12 protein-coding genes are annotated in these 15,960 nt (G+C 41.1%); 3 read left to right on the top strand and 9 right to left on the bottom strand.

Going from position 1 to position 15,960, the window contains the following annotated elements:
* Position 1: 1 nt before the first annotated feature.
* The 9 genes from SRRS_RS09570 to SRRS_RS09530 all read right to left on the bottom strand — a co-directional run bounded on the left by SRRS_RS09570 (position 2) and on the right by SRRS_RS09530 (position 11,283).
* The gene (locus SRRS_RS09570) at positions 2-1,705 is read right to left on the bottom strand and encodes a ShlB/FhaC/HecB family hemolysin secretion/activation protein (RefSeq protein WP_371368278.1); all 1,704 of its coding nucleotides are present in this window, start codon (positions 1,703-1,705) and stop codon (positions 2-4) included.
* Between the two features lie 224 nt (positions 1,706-1,929).
* On the bottom strand, positions 1,930-2,268 hold the full coding sequence (locus SRRS_RS09565; RefSeq protein ID WP_371368277.1) for a hydrogenase maturation nickel metallochaperone HypA: 339 nt from the start codon (positions 2,266-2,268) through the stop codon (positions 1,930-1,932).
* A 28-nt stretch (positions 2,269-2,296) separates the two neighbouring features.
* Positions 2,297-4,996, bottom strand: a complete 2,700-nt coding sequence (locus SRRS_RS09560) for an FAD-dependent oxidoreductase (RefSeq protein WP_371368275.1) — start codon at positions 4,994-4,996, stop codon at positions 2,297-2,299.
* Positions 4,997-5,190: 194 nt separating this feature from the next.
* Positions 5,191-5,865: a hydrogenase nickel incorporation protein HypB gene (gene hypB, locus SRRS_RS09555; RefSeq protein ID WP_371368274.1), complete on the bottom strand. Its 675-nt coding sequence runs from the start codon at positions 5,863-5,865 to the stop codon at positions 5,191-5,193.
* Positions 5,866-5,871: 6 nt separating this feature from the next.
* Positions 5,872-7,278, bottom strand: coding sequence for a TolC family protein (locus SRRS_RS09550; RefSeq protein ID WP_371368272.1), 1,407 nt, complete (start codon positions 7,276-7,278; stop codon positions 5,872-5,874).
* A 39-nt stretch (positions 7,279-7,317) separates the two neighbouring features.
* Positions 7,318-8,481, bottom strand: a complete 1,164-nt coding sequence (locus tag SRRS_RS09545) for an ABC transporter permease (protein ID WP_371368270.1) — start codon at positions 8,479-8,481, stop codon at positions 7,318-7,320.
* Positions 8,466-9,632 (bottom strand): ABC transporter permease, encoded by a 1,167-nt coding sequence (locus tag SRRS_RS09540; RefSeq protein ID WP_371368269.1) that lies wholly within the window; start codon positions 9,630-9,632, stop codon positions 8,466-8,468. Before SRRS_RS09540 ends, SRRS_RS09545 begins: the two co-directional genes overlap by 16 nt.
* Position 9,633: 1 nt before the next feature.
* Positions 9,634-10,656 (bottom strand): HlyD family secretion protein, encoded by a 1,023-nt coding sequence (locus SRRS_RS09535; RefSeq protein ID WP_371368267.1) that lies wholly within the window; start codon positions 10,654-10,656, stop codon positions 9,634-9,636.
* Positions 10,657-10,680: 24 nt separating this feature from the next.
* Complete coding sequence (locus SRRS_RS09530) at positions 10,681-11,283, bottom strand: TetR family transcriptional regulator (protein WP_371368265.1); 603 nt, start codon at positions 11,281-11,283, stop codon at positions 10,681-10,683.
* 655 nt (positions 11,284-11,938) lie between these two features.
* Here SRRS_RS09530 and SRRS_RS09525 point away from each other — a divergent pair.
* From SRRS_RS09525 to SRRS_RS09515, 3 genes are all read left to right on the top strand, one after another.
* Positions 11,939-13,918, top strand: a complete 1,980-nt coding sequence (locus SRRS_RS09525) for a sigma-54 interaction domain-containing protein (protein ID WP_371368263.1) — start codon at positions 11,939-11,941, stop codon at positions 13,916-13,918.
* 165 nt (positions 13,919-14,083) lie between these two features.
* A complete protein-coding gene (locus SRRS_RS09520; RefSeq protein WP_371368261.1) occupies positions 14,084-14,662 on the top strand; it encodes a TetR/AcrR family transcriptional regulator in 579 nt (192 codons plus the stop codon).
* Positions 14,663-14,773: 111 nt separating this feature from the next.
* Complete coding sequence (locus SRRS_RS09515) at positions 14,774-15,754, top strand: DUF5692 family protein (RefSeq protein WP_371368259.1); 981 nt, start codon at positions 14,774-14,776, stop codon at positions 15,752-15,754.
* The last annotated feature ends 206 nt before the right edge of the window (positions 15,755-15,960 follow it).

The following is a 15,960-nucleotide window of genomic DNA, read 5'->3' as shown; positions in this document are numbered from 1 at the left end:
ATTATATTTGCATTGTAATTTGAAAACCATATGCTTGGTTCGCAGTTTTAAATCCATCCGGTTTTTTTAACGGCCAACCAACAAAAACATCATATTGAATGTCTTTCATTTTCCCTCTAACACCCACGGCACTGCCTAAAAGTTCTGTACCTAGCAAATATTCGGTGGACGCTCCCTGCACTCGTCCGTAATCTAAAGCAGCATATATTTGACTGTGTCGATTAACTGGCAACTTAATCTCATTTCGGATAATAAAGCCATTTTCCGCAGATAATGTTTGTTCACCGTCAAAACCTCTAACGGTGTACTGGCCTCCGATACTAAAGAATTCCGAGCCGTAGATAAAGTCATTGGTTTGCTGGCCCCTGATATTTAAACTATAGGCGCTTTGCAGCTTGCCGATTTTTAATGGGATATCCAGATTCAAATCCAGTAAGTACATCTCATATTTAGTAGTTGGCTGCCCTGGCAGGTTATCTGTTATACCAGGTTCCGCGCCTAACCAGGGTACTCCCTTTTGATAGCGTAAGGCTACATCCAGCACGGTATTTCCGAAATACTGCTTATGTAACAGCCCTAACCGCATTGCCGTAGTGTCTTGATGTTGTACTGTGATCTCGGTATCGTCAATAAAACTGTGACGTTTTTTATTAATGATGCCAAATTCAAAATTCGTTTTTTGGGTCTGATCACGATGTAAAAGATGTGTTAATGTAAATTGATAATTTTCTGTTTTCCCGGAGTATATAGAAGGAAGTACTGCAGTATTTACTGTCTGATGATAAGAATAACTGGATTTACTAAAAGATAGCGTATCTCTGCCTAAAGGAATGGAGTAATAAAAACTATTTGCTCTTGTACCACGTTTTTCTCCTTCCCTTTCCGCATCTTTATTAAAGGATATATTGAAAATATCGTTGATCGAAAATAGATTATCGATTCCTAAAGCCGCCGTGGATTGCAGTTTTCCCGTGCTTTTTGTCCCCGAATCGTCAATTGTTGTTACGACTTTCCAGGATTTACTCCGCTTTACTGCCAAAAGGAGATCGCTTTGTCCCTCTTCCTTTGCCGGTTGTATTTTGATATCAACTTCCTGCGAAGGCACACGTTTCATTTGTTCCAGCCCTTGTTCAATGTCACGGATATTTAAAAGATCGCCTGAATGGACAGGAAAAGCATTTTTCCACGTACCCCAGGTTTTTTCATCTGCAAAACGGATTTCGCCAATGGTTCCCGCCGCAAGATGCAAGACTAGTACGCCTGTAGATAAGTCTTGTTCTTTTACATACACACGACTTGTAATATATCCTTTATTGACAAGGGCTTCGTTGATATTTTTTACAAGTAAGTTGATTCCCTGTAAACCGATTTTTTGATTTTCGTATTGCTTTAAGTATTTTTCAGCCCAAATAAGCTTTTCTTTATATAAGCCCTGTAATTGAATCTCTGTAATATAAAAACTTGGGGTCTCTTGTGGCAATTCAATTTTAGACAATGTTTGGCTGTCTTTTTTTAATCTTACCAGTTGATCTTTACTTCGCCTTTGGCTATCTTCGTCGGCCTCTTTGGCGGTAATTCTTTGCTCTTGTTGTTGTATAAACTTTTCTTGATTTTTGATATCTTCATCACTTGGTTTTGCCAATGCGTTATGAGATGAAATAAAAAAAATAACGACAAGAACAATTAACTTTGTAAAATACTGCATTAATTCACCTCTTTTGGAAAATTTATGGGTAAGATACAAATTTTACCTCAAATATTAATTCTTTGTTTACCATGTTTTTCCCTTTAATTTTCCTTTTTTGTAAACATTTGCAAAATAGACAGAAGATTATAAAAAAAGGTCTGGCCCCTATAATGAATATAGGAACCAGACCTTTGCCTTTAATTAGCTATCTTTATACCGGTAAAAATTTGCTCTTGTCAAATTTAGCAAGCAATGATTTCTTTAATTATAAACTCTTTTCCGCATAATAACTCCCGTTCTTTACTTCCGCAGGCTGGACATCGATTATTCGCAACGGGGTTAAAAACTTTATTACACTTTTTACAAATAGCATTGCCAGGTAGTCTCTCAATTTTTAAATTAGTCTCTTGCAATAATGTACCATCCACTGCAGCGGGGTAACATGCCTCAATATATCTCGGAATTATCGATGAGAGCTCACCAATTTGGATAACCACTGTATCGATTTTGGTTAATGCGTTTTTTTGGGCAAAATTTTCAATAATTTTTACAACTTCAATCACAACTCCCAGTTCATGCATAGGACCCCTCTTCCTCGTCTAAATTTCCTTAATTGCCTTTTTCACCGGATAAAATAGATTCAAAAAATTTTAATGGTTTTTTTACAACAATTCTCACCTTGCGTTTTATTGCATGTTTAACAACGGCTGGTTTTATTTCTCGGAGTTCTACGCCCTCGGCATCATATTTTCTGACAAGAGAAATCGCATCGAACTTGCATTTAGTTGTGCATACACCGCAGCCTACGCATAAATATTCATCCACAACCGTAGCACCGCAGCCTAGGCAACGTTCTGTTTCCTTCTTAACTTGTTCTTCTGTAAATGTACCGCGTGAGTCCATGAACGTTTCTTTGCATTTATGTTCGTCACCATGGCTTGCTCTTTGTCGTGGCAGACGATCGTATCCGTTAATTTCAAGGTTCGCTGTATCAAGTGCCCGGTAATCTCTCTTGGTACGACCGATAGTTAAACTTTGTCCCGGATGAACAAAACGATGGATTGAAATTGCGCCTTGTTTCCCCACAGCGATGGCATCGATGGCAAACTTTGGTCCGGTTAAGGCATCACCGCCGGCGAATACATCCTTCTCACCGGTTTGGTAAGTATCAGGATCTGCCTTAATTGTCTTGTTGGGATTCAATTCGATCTTGCTGCCAAAAAGCAAGTTACCCCAATCTATTCCTTGCCCTACCGCAATCAGGATATTGTTTGCCTTGACTATCGACCTTGTATTTTCATCAAATTTAGGATTAAATTTTCCACTTTCATCGAATACAGAAATACATTTTTTGAATTCCACACCCGTAGCACGTCCATTTTCCGTAATAATCCGTACAGGCCCCCAGGAATTGTTAATGACAATCGCTTCCGCTAAGGTCTCTTCAATTTCCTCTTCCAGTGCCGGCATTTCCGCCCTGCTCTCCAGACAGTATAAATCCACTTGCACTGCGCCGACTCGCCTGGCAGTTCGGGCTACGTCAATCGCCACGTTGCCGCCGCCGATTACAATCGTCGGTCCTTCCATTTTAATCTCTTCATTGAAATTCACCTTGCGTAAAAAATCCACACCGGTAATTACGCCAGCGGCCTCTTCCCCTTCTATCCCGAGTTTTCTACCTATTTGCGCACCAATTGCCAGATAGAAGGCTTCGAATCCTTGACTTCTTAAGTCACTAAGGCTTACGTCTTTACCCACTTCAACACCGGTTTTAAACTCAATACCCAATTCTTTCAAAACATCGATTTCCGCATTTACTACATCCTTTCCAAGCCGGAAAGCGGGAATTCCGAGGGTCAACATACCGCCAAGCGCTTTTTGTTTTTCGAACACTGTTACTTTATAGCCATCAAGAGCTAAGTAGAAAGCGCAAGAAAGCCCGGAAGGACCTGCACCGATAACTGCGATTTTATTCCCGTATTGATGTTTTACTTCAGGTACATAGCGCTTATCTTGATTCAAATCTTGTTCCGCGATGAATTTCTTGATATCGTCGATGGCAATAGGCTCATCAATATCGCCTCTGGTACAAGCAGATTCACATTTTCTCGGGCAAATACGGCCGCATACTGCGGGGAACGGATTTTCATGCTTGATAAGTTCCAGTGCTTCCGCATATCTCCCTTGCGAAGCCAGCTTGATATAACCCTGAATACCAATATGCGCAGGACATCCTGCTTTGCAAGGACTTGTGCCGGTAGCGACAACCACTTGCCTGTTAGTACGATACTCGGGGTTCCATTTGTCCGGCCCCCACTCTGTATCATAGGGAAGAGGACGTTTTTTCTCGGCTATGGGCGTTTTGGTGCAAATTTTTTGACCTAATCTTAATGCGTTAACTTGACAGTTTTCAACACATTCTCCACAAGCGACACATTTATCTTTATCAACTCGTGCAACATAGTTTGACCGTACCATATCAGTGTTTAAGAACATTTCTGCCGTTCTTAAAGACAAGCAGGAACAGCCGCAGCAGTTACAAATCGCGTGAGTTTTTCCAGGACCATCTGTATTCGGTATCTGATGCACCAAACCATCTGCTTCGGCTCTTTTAATTATTTCAAAAGCTTCTTCACGCGTAATCTGCCGCCCTCTGCCTGTACGTATATAGTATTCGGCAGCATGCCCCATCTGAATACAAATATCTTCCTTCAAGTGACCGCAGCCTTCTCCCATGACTTCTCTTGCTGTACGGCAAGAACAATCCGAAACGGAAAAGATTTCATTTTCATTGAGATATTTGGAAACTTCCTCATAAGAGGCTCTTCTGGTTTCACCTTGAATGGCGCGTTCAATAGGAATGACACGCATTAAGCCTATACCTACCGGGAAATTACCTGCCGTCTTCGGCCCTCTTATTCTTCCATAGGCTTCGAAAGCCTCGGCAATTTGCGGATACTTTTTAACATTCTCCTTGTTGTTAACCATCATTTCCATAACACCCGGAACCCAAGTGTCAAGCCAGTATTTGTCAACGCCGTCAATTTTATTAACAAAACAAACACCGGCGACTGCCAATTCCCAGAGAAGGCTTGCTGTTTCCTTTACAGATTTACCACACAGATCTGCCACTTCTGCCGCACTCTTGGGTCTACGTAACTCCAGACAAAGTCCTACTTCTGCCATCTCATCCGAAACAACGGGCTCCAAAATCTTATATTCCGGGTCTTCCGGTTTAATTGCAAATTTTGAACCGCGTTTTGATCTGTTTATATGATTAGCAAGATCCAATATTCTTTCTTTAACCATATCTATTCCCCCAAAAAATATAGTTTCTCTCTGAGCTGTTTGCTTTCGAAATGCCGCAGCCAGTGCGAAGGCATAGCAAAACTTATGCCGTTACTGATTAACATTCGTAAAAGTAACGGCACTTTTAAGATTAAGTTCTCATCATAAGTTAGTAACAATATCAATCGTCAGGTTTACATTCTGCCAAACGTCTCTTACGCTTTCTTCCACTTTCCAACTTCAGCACGAATCCAATCAGCCCACACTGCAAAGCCTTTGCCTGTCTTTGCGGAAACGGGGAAGATTTGCGCTTCCGGATTCAACTTTTTAATCCGGCTTTTCGCTGCTTCCATATCAAAATCGAATACACTCAGGGTATCGATTTTATTGATAAGAACTACATCACAAACAGAAAACATCAGCGGGTACTTCAGGGGTTTGTCATCGCCTTCAGGAACAGACAAAATCATGGCACTTTTCACTGAACCTGTATCAAATTCTGCCGGGCATACCAAATTACCTATATTCTCCAGCACAACAAAATCCAGATCCGCAGTCCCCAATTCCCTTATCCCCTGCCGGGTCATAGCTGCATCCAGATGACACATCCCACCGGTGTGAAGCTGAATAGCCTTCACACCGGTAGTTGCAATCTTTTCAGCATCAACAACCGAGTCAATATCTGCTTCCATAACGCCAATACACATTTCATCTTTCAGCATACCGATGGTACGCATCAAAACAGTTGTTTTACCTGAACCGGGTGATGACATCAGGTTTAACAAAAAAATTTTCTCTTTTTTTAATTCTTCCCTGAGTAAATCTGCTTGACGATTGTTATCTTCAAAAACACCTTGTTTAATTTCAATAACCTTAAACGTATTCATCATTTAGATTTACCTCTTAACAACACCCATGGCTCTTTCAAGCTGGGCCCGGCCTATATGATAATCATATAACGCCTGAATATAGTTAATCTTGGCTTGCGTCATATGCAGTTCTGCGTCCATAACGTCAAGGTTTGTGCCAACCCCATTTTCATAGCGCTCCTGCATTATCTTGTAATCGGTTTCCGATTGATTGACTGCGACTTTATTGTTTTCAAACCTTCCACTGGCTTCCTGTACATTTAAATACGCTTGGCACACATCTAGTGTAATTTTATCTTTTACTTGTTCTACTTGTTGTTCTGCTCCGGTTATTTCATTTTCGGCTTGCTTAATTTCCGACTTTGTCAAGCCATTATCAAATACATTGAACGAGACAAAAGCGCCTGCCTGCCAGTAAGATTTTTCCTTCATGGTACTTGGATACGTATCCTGCCAGGTTTTATTGGCGAGCAAAGCAACTGTCGGCAAATTGCCGCTTTTGGCGATTTTACGGTGGTCATAAGCTACCTCGACCCGGAGTTTAACCTGGGCCAATTCCGGCCTCTTGTCCAGGGCTGCAGCAATACATTCATCCACTGTGGGTTTGAAGATTTCATGTTGGAACTCTTCAGTCAATATCGCCTCATTATGCAAGGGCAGGCCAATAACCTTATTAAGATTGTAACGGGTTAATTTAAAGGCGTTCTGAGCTTTAATCAAGTTATTACGGGCATTAGCCAGCCGGACCTCGGTTTGCAGCACATCAGACAGCGCAACTGTGCCGGCATCATAGTGGTTTTGCACAATCTTTAAATGAGCACTCAAATCTTCTACCGCCTGATTGGCAACATCGGCAAGATTCCGTGCCTGTAGTACGCGGAAATATGCAGTGGTTGCCTCGGCCGTCAATTGCTGTTTAGTTAAATCAACTGTTAAATCAGCGACCTCTTCACCATGTTCTGCCATTTTAATTGAGTTTTCCACTTTACCGCCGGTATAAAGTGGATACACCAGTTGTAACTGGTGTCGATAAACACCATACGTGGTGTCCCAGGCAGGATATTCAATTTGATGAAAACCAAGGCCGATAGGATTAGTTGGTGTTTTAGGCACCTGTACAGGTATAACGGACACAGGATATGGAATCGTAGTGTTATTGTACCAGGACGGTGCTTCATTGGTCCGGCCTCTGAGATAATCATATTTTAGCGTTATGCCTTGATGAGAACGAGCCTGATTTATTCTCCAAAGCGCCTGTTCCTTAGCAGATTCGGCAATTTTCATGGATGGATTATTTTCCAGGGCTAAAGAAATACTATCGGCCAATGTCAGCTTCTCCGGCTCAGGTTCAGCGGCTTGAACCGATGTAAAAAGCATAACGAATACCAGTATCATAACCAATAATAAAATCCTGCGATAATTCCTGCAGTTCATCTGAATACCTCCTATATGAAAGTACGTAACAGTTTATAGTTACCCTGCTAACTCAGATTGATTGCCTGTTAGCATTCGCTTTCGCCTGTACGCAAAAACCCCGATGGACAAACTAATCAACACAATTCCCGCTGAATATAATATCAGCACATTTCGGATTAATAGCGGCGTATATCCACTTAGCAGCAAGTCTCGCAAGGAGTCGGCAAAATACGTCAGGGGAATAATATAGGATAAAAGTTGGCTAAAAATGTCCATGGACTGGAAAGGCCACATATAGCCTGACAGTGTGAACGCCGGAACTGCATAAATAAGAGATAACTTACTAAAAGTAACTTCACTGTCACATAGCGATGAAACTAATGCACTTAGTCCCATTGCGCAAAAAATAAAGGCAGTCGCTAACATAAGTATGCTGACAAAGTCTGCTCGGCACGGGATTGCGAACACCTTTACCGCTAGCAGCAGTGTCAGAAAGAATGAAATTGTATCCAGCAGATAGTATGGCAACATTTTAAGGCCAACAACTTTCAAAGCTGATTTATCTCTCAATTCATCCAGCCTCGTGTACTCGCGAATCATGCTTGCAGCAACAGGCAAAAATACTGCTTGCTGAAAAGCTGCCATCGACAGTCCAATGGCAAAAAAATACAGATAACTGAGTGTCGGATTTCCATGAATACGGAGCGAAACCCGTACCGGGGCAGTCTTGCTATCTGCCATACTTGGCTTTACACCAATCTTTTCTGCCAGCTTGGTACTGATACTATGACCAAACGCTCCAACAATCTCCGCGGCAGCAGATGTTGAAGTATTCGTTATCGCCAAATTGATACCACTGGTAACAAAAAACACAGGCGATGACCGGCCACTAACAATTTCCTTGGCAAAACCTCGCTGAATATGGACTGCAGCATAAACCGTATGACTTTTAAGTAATTGCTGCATCTCCTCCTCGGTGTTAGGCTGTACAACGATATGGAATTTCTCTGAATCAGCAAAAGCTTGGACAAGGGCACGGCTGATATGGCTCTGATCTTCATCATAAATTGCCAGTGGCACATTGTTTACGACATGTGTTCCGTATAGCAAAGAGAATATTACCAAATAAATGAGCGAAGCGCCGAATATGATCACGGCTAACCGTGGATCTTTAAGAAATATTTGGCGAATTTCCCGTTTAATGATCATCCACCACTGCATGTAACGCCCTCCTCCGGTTGCGCATGTGCATTAATTTTTTTGTAGCGCAGCGACAATATCGTTGTTGCCAGCAAACAGCAACCAATGCCAAAGGCAAGCAGAATCAGAATGTTTTTCAACATGTCCGGAGAAGCAGCGGACAACATAACTTCCCGAATAGTGACGGCGCAGTAAGTAATCGGCAGCATAGCAGAATAAATACTGCCAAATTCATTAAAAGCAATCGATGGCCAGCTGTATCCACAACAAAGAAAGGCAGACATAATGTACACAGCAAAATTCACGATAACCAGTATAATGTTTGGCGTAATCGAAGAAACGAACAAGCCAAACGCGCTCACAGCAAATGAAAATGCCCCGGCAACAGATAATAAATGAAGTATACTGCCGCGTAATGGAACGTGGAAATAACCAATAAGCAACGTAAACGACAGCGCAAAGGATGTCATTGCTAATAACCAACAAGGCAGCAGCTTGCCGGTGATAATTGCCCAGGTTGGCAGATTTCGCCGTGCCAAATCAAAATAGTCTGCCGTTAAGAGCGTGCTGGTCACAAGGTACATAGCAATCATCCAACCATTTATAGTAAAGCCAGGCAAAACGAAATTGGAATAAGCGGCTGTTGGATTGTCGACAACGCGAACATTAATTCTTGCCGGGGCCGCTGTTCTTACTGCCTGAGCCGGCGGTTGAAACATCGCTTCCAGTTGCTTTACAGCAACACCAACGCTAGCTAAGCCGGTGATTTCCGGATAAGTAGAAAGAACGGAATTAGCATACATTATATTAGCAGCGTTGATTTCCATGGAAAGATTCACTATTTTACTTTGCTTAATATCACGGGATAGATGGTAGGGGATGGTAAGAGCTGCTATTGCCTTTTTTTCTTTTATATACTCATCCAGTTCTTCCTGACTGTCCACTTGACCAACAATTTCATACCGCTCCGAATCGGAAAAGGCTTGTATCAGAGCCCGGCTAACCTGGCTCTGATCCTGATCATAAATCACCATTGGGATATTCTTGATGACATTGGAGCTATAAAGATACCCAAATAACAAAGTAAATATAAATGGCACACCAAAGAGAATGGCAATTGACGCATGCCGGTTTTTCCAGGTCTTAATTTCCTGAATTATAAACTCCCACATCTCACGATCCCTCATTGATAATTTTAAATCTCATCCCTGGACGGAGACTATCAGAATTGACCTGGATTTTAACATTAAAGGTAATGATATCATTGTCATCGCGCTCATTTGTGGAGCGGTAGGTGGCAAATTCTGCTTTTTTACTAATGTCTACGATCGTCCCCTGCACTTTTACGGCACTGTCCCGCCCCTGCAGCTGAATGGTTTGGCCGACCTTATATTTATTTAGTTCTGTTTCCTTGACTTTGACATTAATCCAATTGTCCCCCGAATCCTGAACAGCTACAATCGGCATTCCCGTTGAGACCATTGCCCCTTCTTCCACATATTTGGCTGTGATTAGTCCGTCAAAAGGAGCCTTAATCTCGGTTTCATCGAGCGCAACCTCTACAAACTGCAAGGCAGCTTGGGTTTGTTGCATTTTTCTGAGTGCCGTTTCTTCCGTATCTTTACTCATAGATACTTGTAACAATCCCGCCTGCGCCTTGGCTACATTGGATTCAGCCAGAGCATACCCTGCTTGTGCCGCTTCGTAGCGGGCATTATAGGTATCATACAACTGGCGGGAAACCGATCCGGACTCTACGAGCTTTTTGAACCGTTTGTAGTCCGTTTCCGCCAGTGCTAAATCAGATGCCGCCTTATTTAATTGTGCCTGCGCTGCATCGACAGTTGCCTGAGCAGTCTGACTTTGCAGGGATGTCGCCGTAGAAGCTTGTGACACTTGAGCCGCTACCGCTTTAATTGCTGCCTGAGCCTCATTGGCCTTGGCAGTAATATCGCGATTGTCAATACGGGCAAGGACTTGGCCCTTTGTCACATGGTCGCCTTCTTTTACCATCAGGTTTAAAACCCGCCCCGGTATCTTTGAGTTCACATCCACTTCTTTGGCTTCCGCCCGACCCCAGACTTCTTTTGCTGTCGTGGCAGTGGAGCATCCTCCCAAAATGATACCGAGCATTGTCACCACTAAAATATACACCACTTGACGTTTGAGCAAAAAAAAGTGATTTTCAGTCAACATATTCCAACCTCCGCCACCAATACTTTATGTTGATATACTTTCGTTTTGAAGCAGCCCTTGCGTAAGCAAATCAATTAAAACCTTGACAGAATATCCCAGGGGCTCTTTGTCTTCTTCTAAATCGCGTGTCTGCATGCAGTATAGAAACATCTTCAAAATAACACAGGCTATACTAACGGTATCAACATCGCGGATTTTCCCGTTCTTCTTTCCCTGAATAAGGATTTCTGCGATTAATGGAATTAGGGATTCTTCCACTTCTTGACGATATTTTTTTTGCAAAACGCTAGGAAATAAAGCATGATCATCATTTAAAAACCTAACGAGAAACCGATTTTGGTTAAAATATTCCACCGTGGTTTTAATTAAAATTTTCAGTTGTTCGACCGGGTCATCAAATTCTCTGATTTTAGCCAAAATATGATTCTTTGCTGTCCGGCTTTCGTACAATAACAGACAGTAAAACAAATGTTCCTTGTCTTTGAAATAGGAATAAATTGTTTTTTTGGAAATACGGCAGTCTCTGCTTATTTCATCCATTGTCGTTTTCTTGTAGCCGAACCGGTCAAACCTATATTTTGCGTGATCAATGATTAACTTTTTAATGTCGTTCATACATAAAACCATATTAACCTTCCTAAAATCAGTTAATGCGTAAAGCTTGTAATTGCCCTTGCATCGATAATTGGATACATCATATTTTTTTCAATAGCGCCCTCCTTTCTAATATTTACCAGAAGCAACTTTAGCTACTGCAAAATTCATGCCATTTTAGATGGCGATAAGATGTTTAATGAATCGCACTGTCAGCAGCCTACTTTATCCCTTTCGGGGTATTGCCTTTCAATCCGGTGAGAATTATATTTTTTCAAACTAAACAAAAAAACTATTTTCGCAGTTACAGAACTTTCGTAACCTGCAAAAATAGTTTTTTTATTTTTGCCTTTATTCTATTGCCACAAGCCAAGAGCTTGCCATACTATGCCACTTATGGCTTACTATGCGCCATACCGTGCCACATCATGCCAAACGAATCCATGTCGGGAGTTAATTGCATTTACTATTGTAATCTGAATAATCAAAACTACCTTGAATTATTAACCATTTTATAGTAATCTCAAAATGAATATATTCCATAAATTGATAGTATAGGTGGATATTAGCAACAAAAAGACAACAATCGTTTCAATCCGCGGCTAATTTTAGCCCGGTTCTACAACTGATTTCTAGACAAACTTACTAAAACCATAGTAAATGAACACTGTTGGGAGGAGAATATTCCGTGAAAACCCAAAATAATTCTATGGATAAATGGATGCGCATGCACATTGATTCTAACGCGCGGCAGGAACTGGACGACCTTACTCGGCAAAGCTGGGAAAGGAGTATTTCCTACAACTTAGATTATACGAACGCACTGCCTAAAGAAATTTCATCGCAGGAATTCAAACGAATCCAAATAGAAAGACAGAGGCTGTGTGTCTGCGCCAACAATGTTCTAGAACCACTGGAGCAACGTTATATCAATAATGGGTACGGTTTGATATTGTTCGATCAATCAGGCTGCTTGTTACGACTTTATGGCAAAGAACGATTTCAAACATGGGCAGCCGATAATCATATCAAAATTGCAACCCGCTGGTCGGAAAAGACCATAGGAACTAACCCATTCTCGTTGGGTATCCAGCATGAGATCGCGGCATCGTTGATCGGCGAAAAAAACTTTTCCCGCTTTTTAATAAATGGAGCCTACTTTTTTGCACCGATTAGACTTGAAAATGGTGATCTTTATGGCGGAATTGCATTGGCTATACCCAAAGATAGTTCAAGCGACAATATGCTGGCTTGGACAATTACACTAGCGCGGGCAATCGAACTGCAGCTATTCTGGTTCGGAGCAGCAAGTTTATTCGGTAACATGTCGGATAACTGCGGTATGTTAAGTGTGGACCGCTTCAACGGACAAGTTCATATTTTGATCATGAGCGACGAAGTTATTAAAATATTTGGGCTGCCTTCGAGGGATTATTATTATGAAAAACTTGATAACATTATCCCTAATACGCCCACCAACAAGTCTTTTTGGAATATTATTAATACGGACTCAAAAATTGCCGATAAAAACATCCATTTGAACGTGAACGGAAAATCTGTCGATATCAACGTTAGCGCCGCCCCCATCAGGCAAACAAAATTTCATATGCATGCTACGCTTCTTTATATCACTTCTATCAAACGCATTAATAAATTGATTTCTCAGTATTCCAGCAACATCGCACGCTATGGTTTTGAAAATATTATTGGCCAAAGTGAAGCCATGCAGACAATTATCCGGCGCTGCAAAACCGCCGCACTCACTGATAGCAATATTCTGCTTCTTGGTGAAAGTGGTGTTGGTAAAGATGTTATTGCCCAGGCAATTCATAACAACAGCGACCGATCTAAAAAACCTTTTATTGCAATTAACTGCGCATCCTTTTCTAAAGATCTTATTGCGTGTGAACTATTTGGTTATGAAAACGGCGCGTTTACCGGTGCAAAAAAAGAAGGGGCCTTAGGTAAATTTGAGCTTGCTGACAACGGTACGCTTTTTCTGGATGAAATCGGCGATATGCCATTAGATCTGCAGGCTGTCTTACTGCGGGTACTTGAGGAAAAAAGTTTTCGCAAGGTAGGAGGCAACGTGGTTGTCGATGTAAATGTACGCATTATCGCCGCTACTAATAAAAATTTGATAAAAAAAATCGCAAATGGCCTGTTTCGGGAGGATTTGTTCTACCGTTTGGGCATCATACGAATTTATATCCCCCCACTGCGTAGCCGCGAAAACGATATTATGATACTTGCAAAACACTTCATTACCCAAATCTGTGCCCGACTAGGCAAACCCGTCGTGAACTTGTCAAATAGTGCTGCCGCCTTTTTCAAAAACTATCCCTGGCCGGGAAATGTGAGGGAATTAAGGAATATGCTAGAAGGAATTATTAGCACCAGCGACGATCTGGAGATTAGCGAACAAGAGCTTCGCCGCTATTTAGGCGATTTTGCCGCTGAAGCGGAATCTAGCGATCACTCAGCTCAGATCTCACACTTCTTGCAAAATATAGAAAGCCAGGATGAGTGCATCTATGACGAACGTAGAGATATTGTGAGGGCGCTAAAGATTTGCCATAATAATAGGACTAAAGCGGCTGACTATCTTGGTATGCCACTTCGTACATTTTATCGGAGATTGAAAAAATATGGGTTGCTAATGCTATAAAAAATGATTATGGCGGAGTGAAAATAGATAATTTACTAAAGAATTATCTATTTTTTTATATACTGGCACCGTTTTTGCATTACATAAGTCTAATATGTAAAGTCTTAATCTATAAATGCTTACAGGAAACCGAGAGCGTACCCATCTTTAAAGGAGGAAATACCTATGAAGCATTCTGCTAAAACTGCAATAATTAATTCATTTAAGGAATTATTGAATAAGCGCCCTTTAGACAAAATTACCATAAAAGAAATTTGTGAGTATTGCGATGTAAACAGACAGACCTTTTACTATCACTTTACAGATATTATGGATATCTTCAAATTCATAGTATCAGAAGAATTATCTGCAGAAATTGCCCAAAATAGAACCTTCGAAACCTGGAAAGGCGGGTTTCTGGCTACTATGAATTATTTGAAGAAAAATTCGAGAATGATTTTACACATTTACCATTCTTCGTACCGGTCTGAAGCCAATACCTATTTTACTAATCTTTCGAATAAACTGCTTCACAATGTGGTTACAGAATGTATTGAAAGAATGGAAGTAAAAATATCGGATGAAGATCAAATCTTCATCGTTAATTTTTACAGACGTGTTTTTAATGGGCTAATTATAGATTGGGTAATTGCAGGAATGAAAGAAGATCCACAAATTATTCTTAGTAAACTTCTGGTAATGATATCGGGAAGCATTCCTCGCTCAGTGGCTGGCTTTGCAAAAAACAAAAAATATAATTTTTAGAACTAATGCGCGATTCTGACATATTGCGTTATCTGTCTATTGAAGAATATTCCACAAGACTTATAATGAACATACCAGAAGCTAAATTTTTCATATTAAGGAGGTTTGTGGATGTTTACTTTCAACTATGCCCAAGGTGCATCATTACTAAGTGTATGGGGTGTCTGGACACTCGTTTTTGTTGCACTCTTTGGCTTAAATGAAATAACCCGGAGATCGAAGTATATTGGTTTTTTCTGTTTTGCTATTTTGCCAATACTGCTTTCAATATTGTGGTTTACCGCATTAAAAGATACAACATATACAGATTGGTTCCATTTAGCTAAAGTGTATTCTTCTACGGCTGGTTGTCTTGGTTTTTGGTGTATCAGGCACATTACGGGGAAAAACAAATCAACCGGTAAAGAATGGAAATTGTCAGAGAAAAAGTGGGCGCTATGTTTTCCGCCTTTAATTCTTGCTATCAATATCGCAGAAGCAGTAGCCCGAGATTTTGAGGTTGGTCTTCAATATGCCGGCGGTGGAATGTTAGCAGATGAAGCCATGTATGTTCTTGGCGGCTCATGGAATTTCATGAATGGCATTGCCGGTATTTTAAATATCATAACCATCACTGGATGGATGGGAATCTGTATACGGAAAAAGACCAAAGAAGATGGAAGTATGGACATGTTATGGCCTGACATGTTATGGTTCTGGATAATAGCCTACGACCTTTGGAATTTTGCCTATACCTATAACTGTTTACCGGGTCATGCCTGGTACTGCGGCTTTGCATTGCTCTTAGCTCCAACAATCTGTGCATTTACTGTTGGCAAAGGAGCCTGGTTGCAGCATCGTGCACATACGCTGGCGTTATGGTGCATGTTTGCACAAACATTCCCTGCGTTTATTGATAAAGGAGCTTTCGCTGTTGCATCCAGTTACGATCCTGCTCCTTTGTTTGCCTGGAGTTTCGCGGCGTTGCTTTCAAATATATTCGTATTTGTCTATATGATTTACAAAGCAGCTAAGACAGGAAAAAATCCTTATCTTGGCGACCTTTACACCGAACTTAAAGCATATCAAAAAATCAATACTCTTGCCGGATAGAATTATTGTTCTCGACAAGTACAAAGAGACGGAGTTATTAACACCACTTCCAATAGCTCCGTCTCCCCTAACAAATTCAATATTAAATGTGTTCAGCTGATTTCTTGGCCCGCTCTGGTCTAAGAAACCAGCTTTTTTCTTTGTTATGATATGGAGTTGGCTTGCGCCGAGCCTTTGGCGAAAGCGGAAGTCGATGTTGCCCTTAT

This window comes from Sporomusa rhizae, assembly GCF_041428845.1.
Classification (GTDB): domain Bacteria; phylum Bacillota; class Negativicutes; order Sporomusales; family Sporomusaceae; genus Sporomusa; species Sporomusa rhizae.
This window is presented reverse-complemented; position numbering and strand designations above follow the sequence as displayed.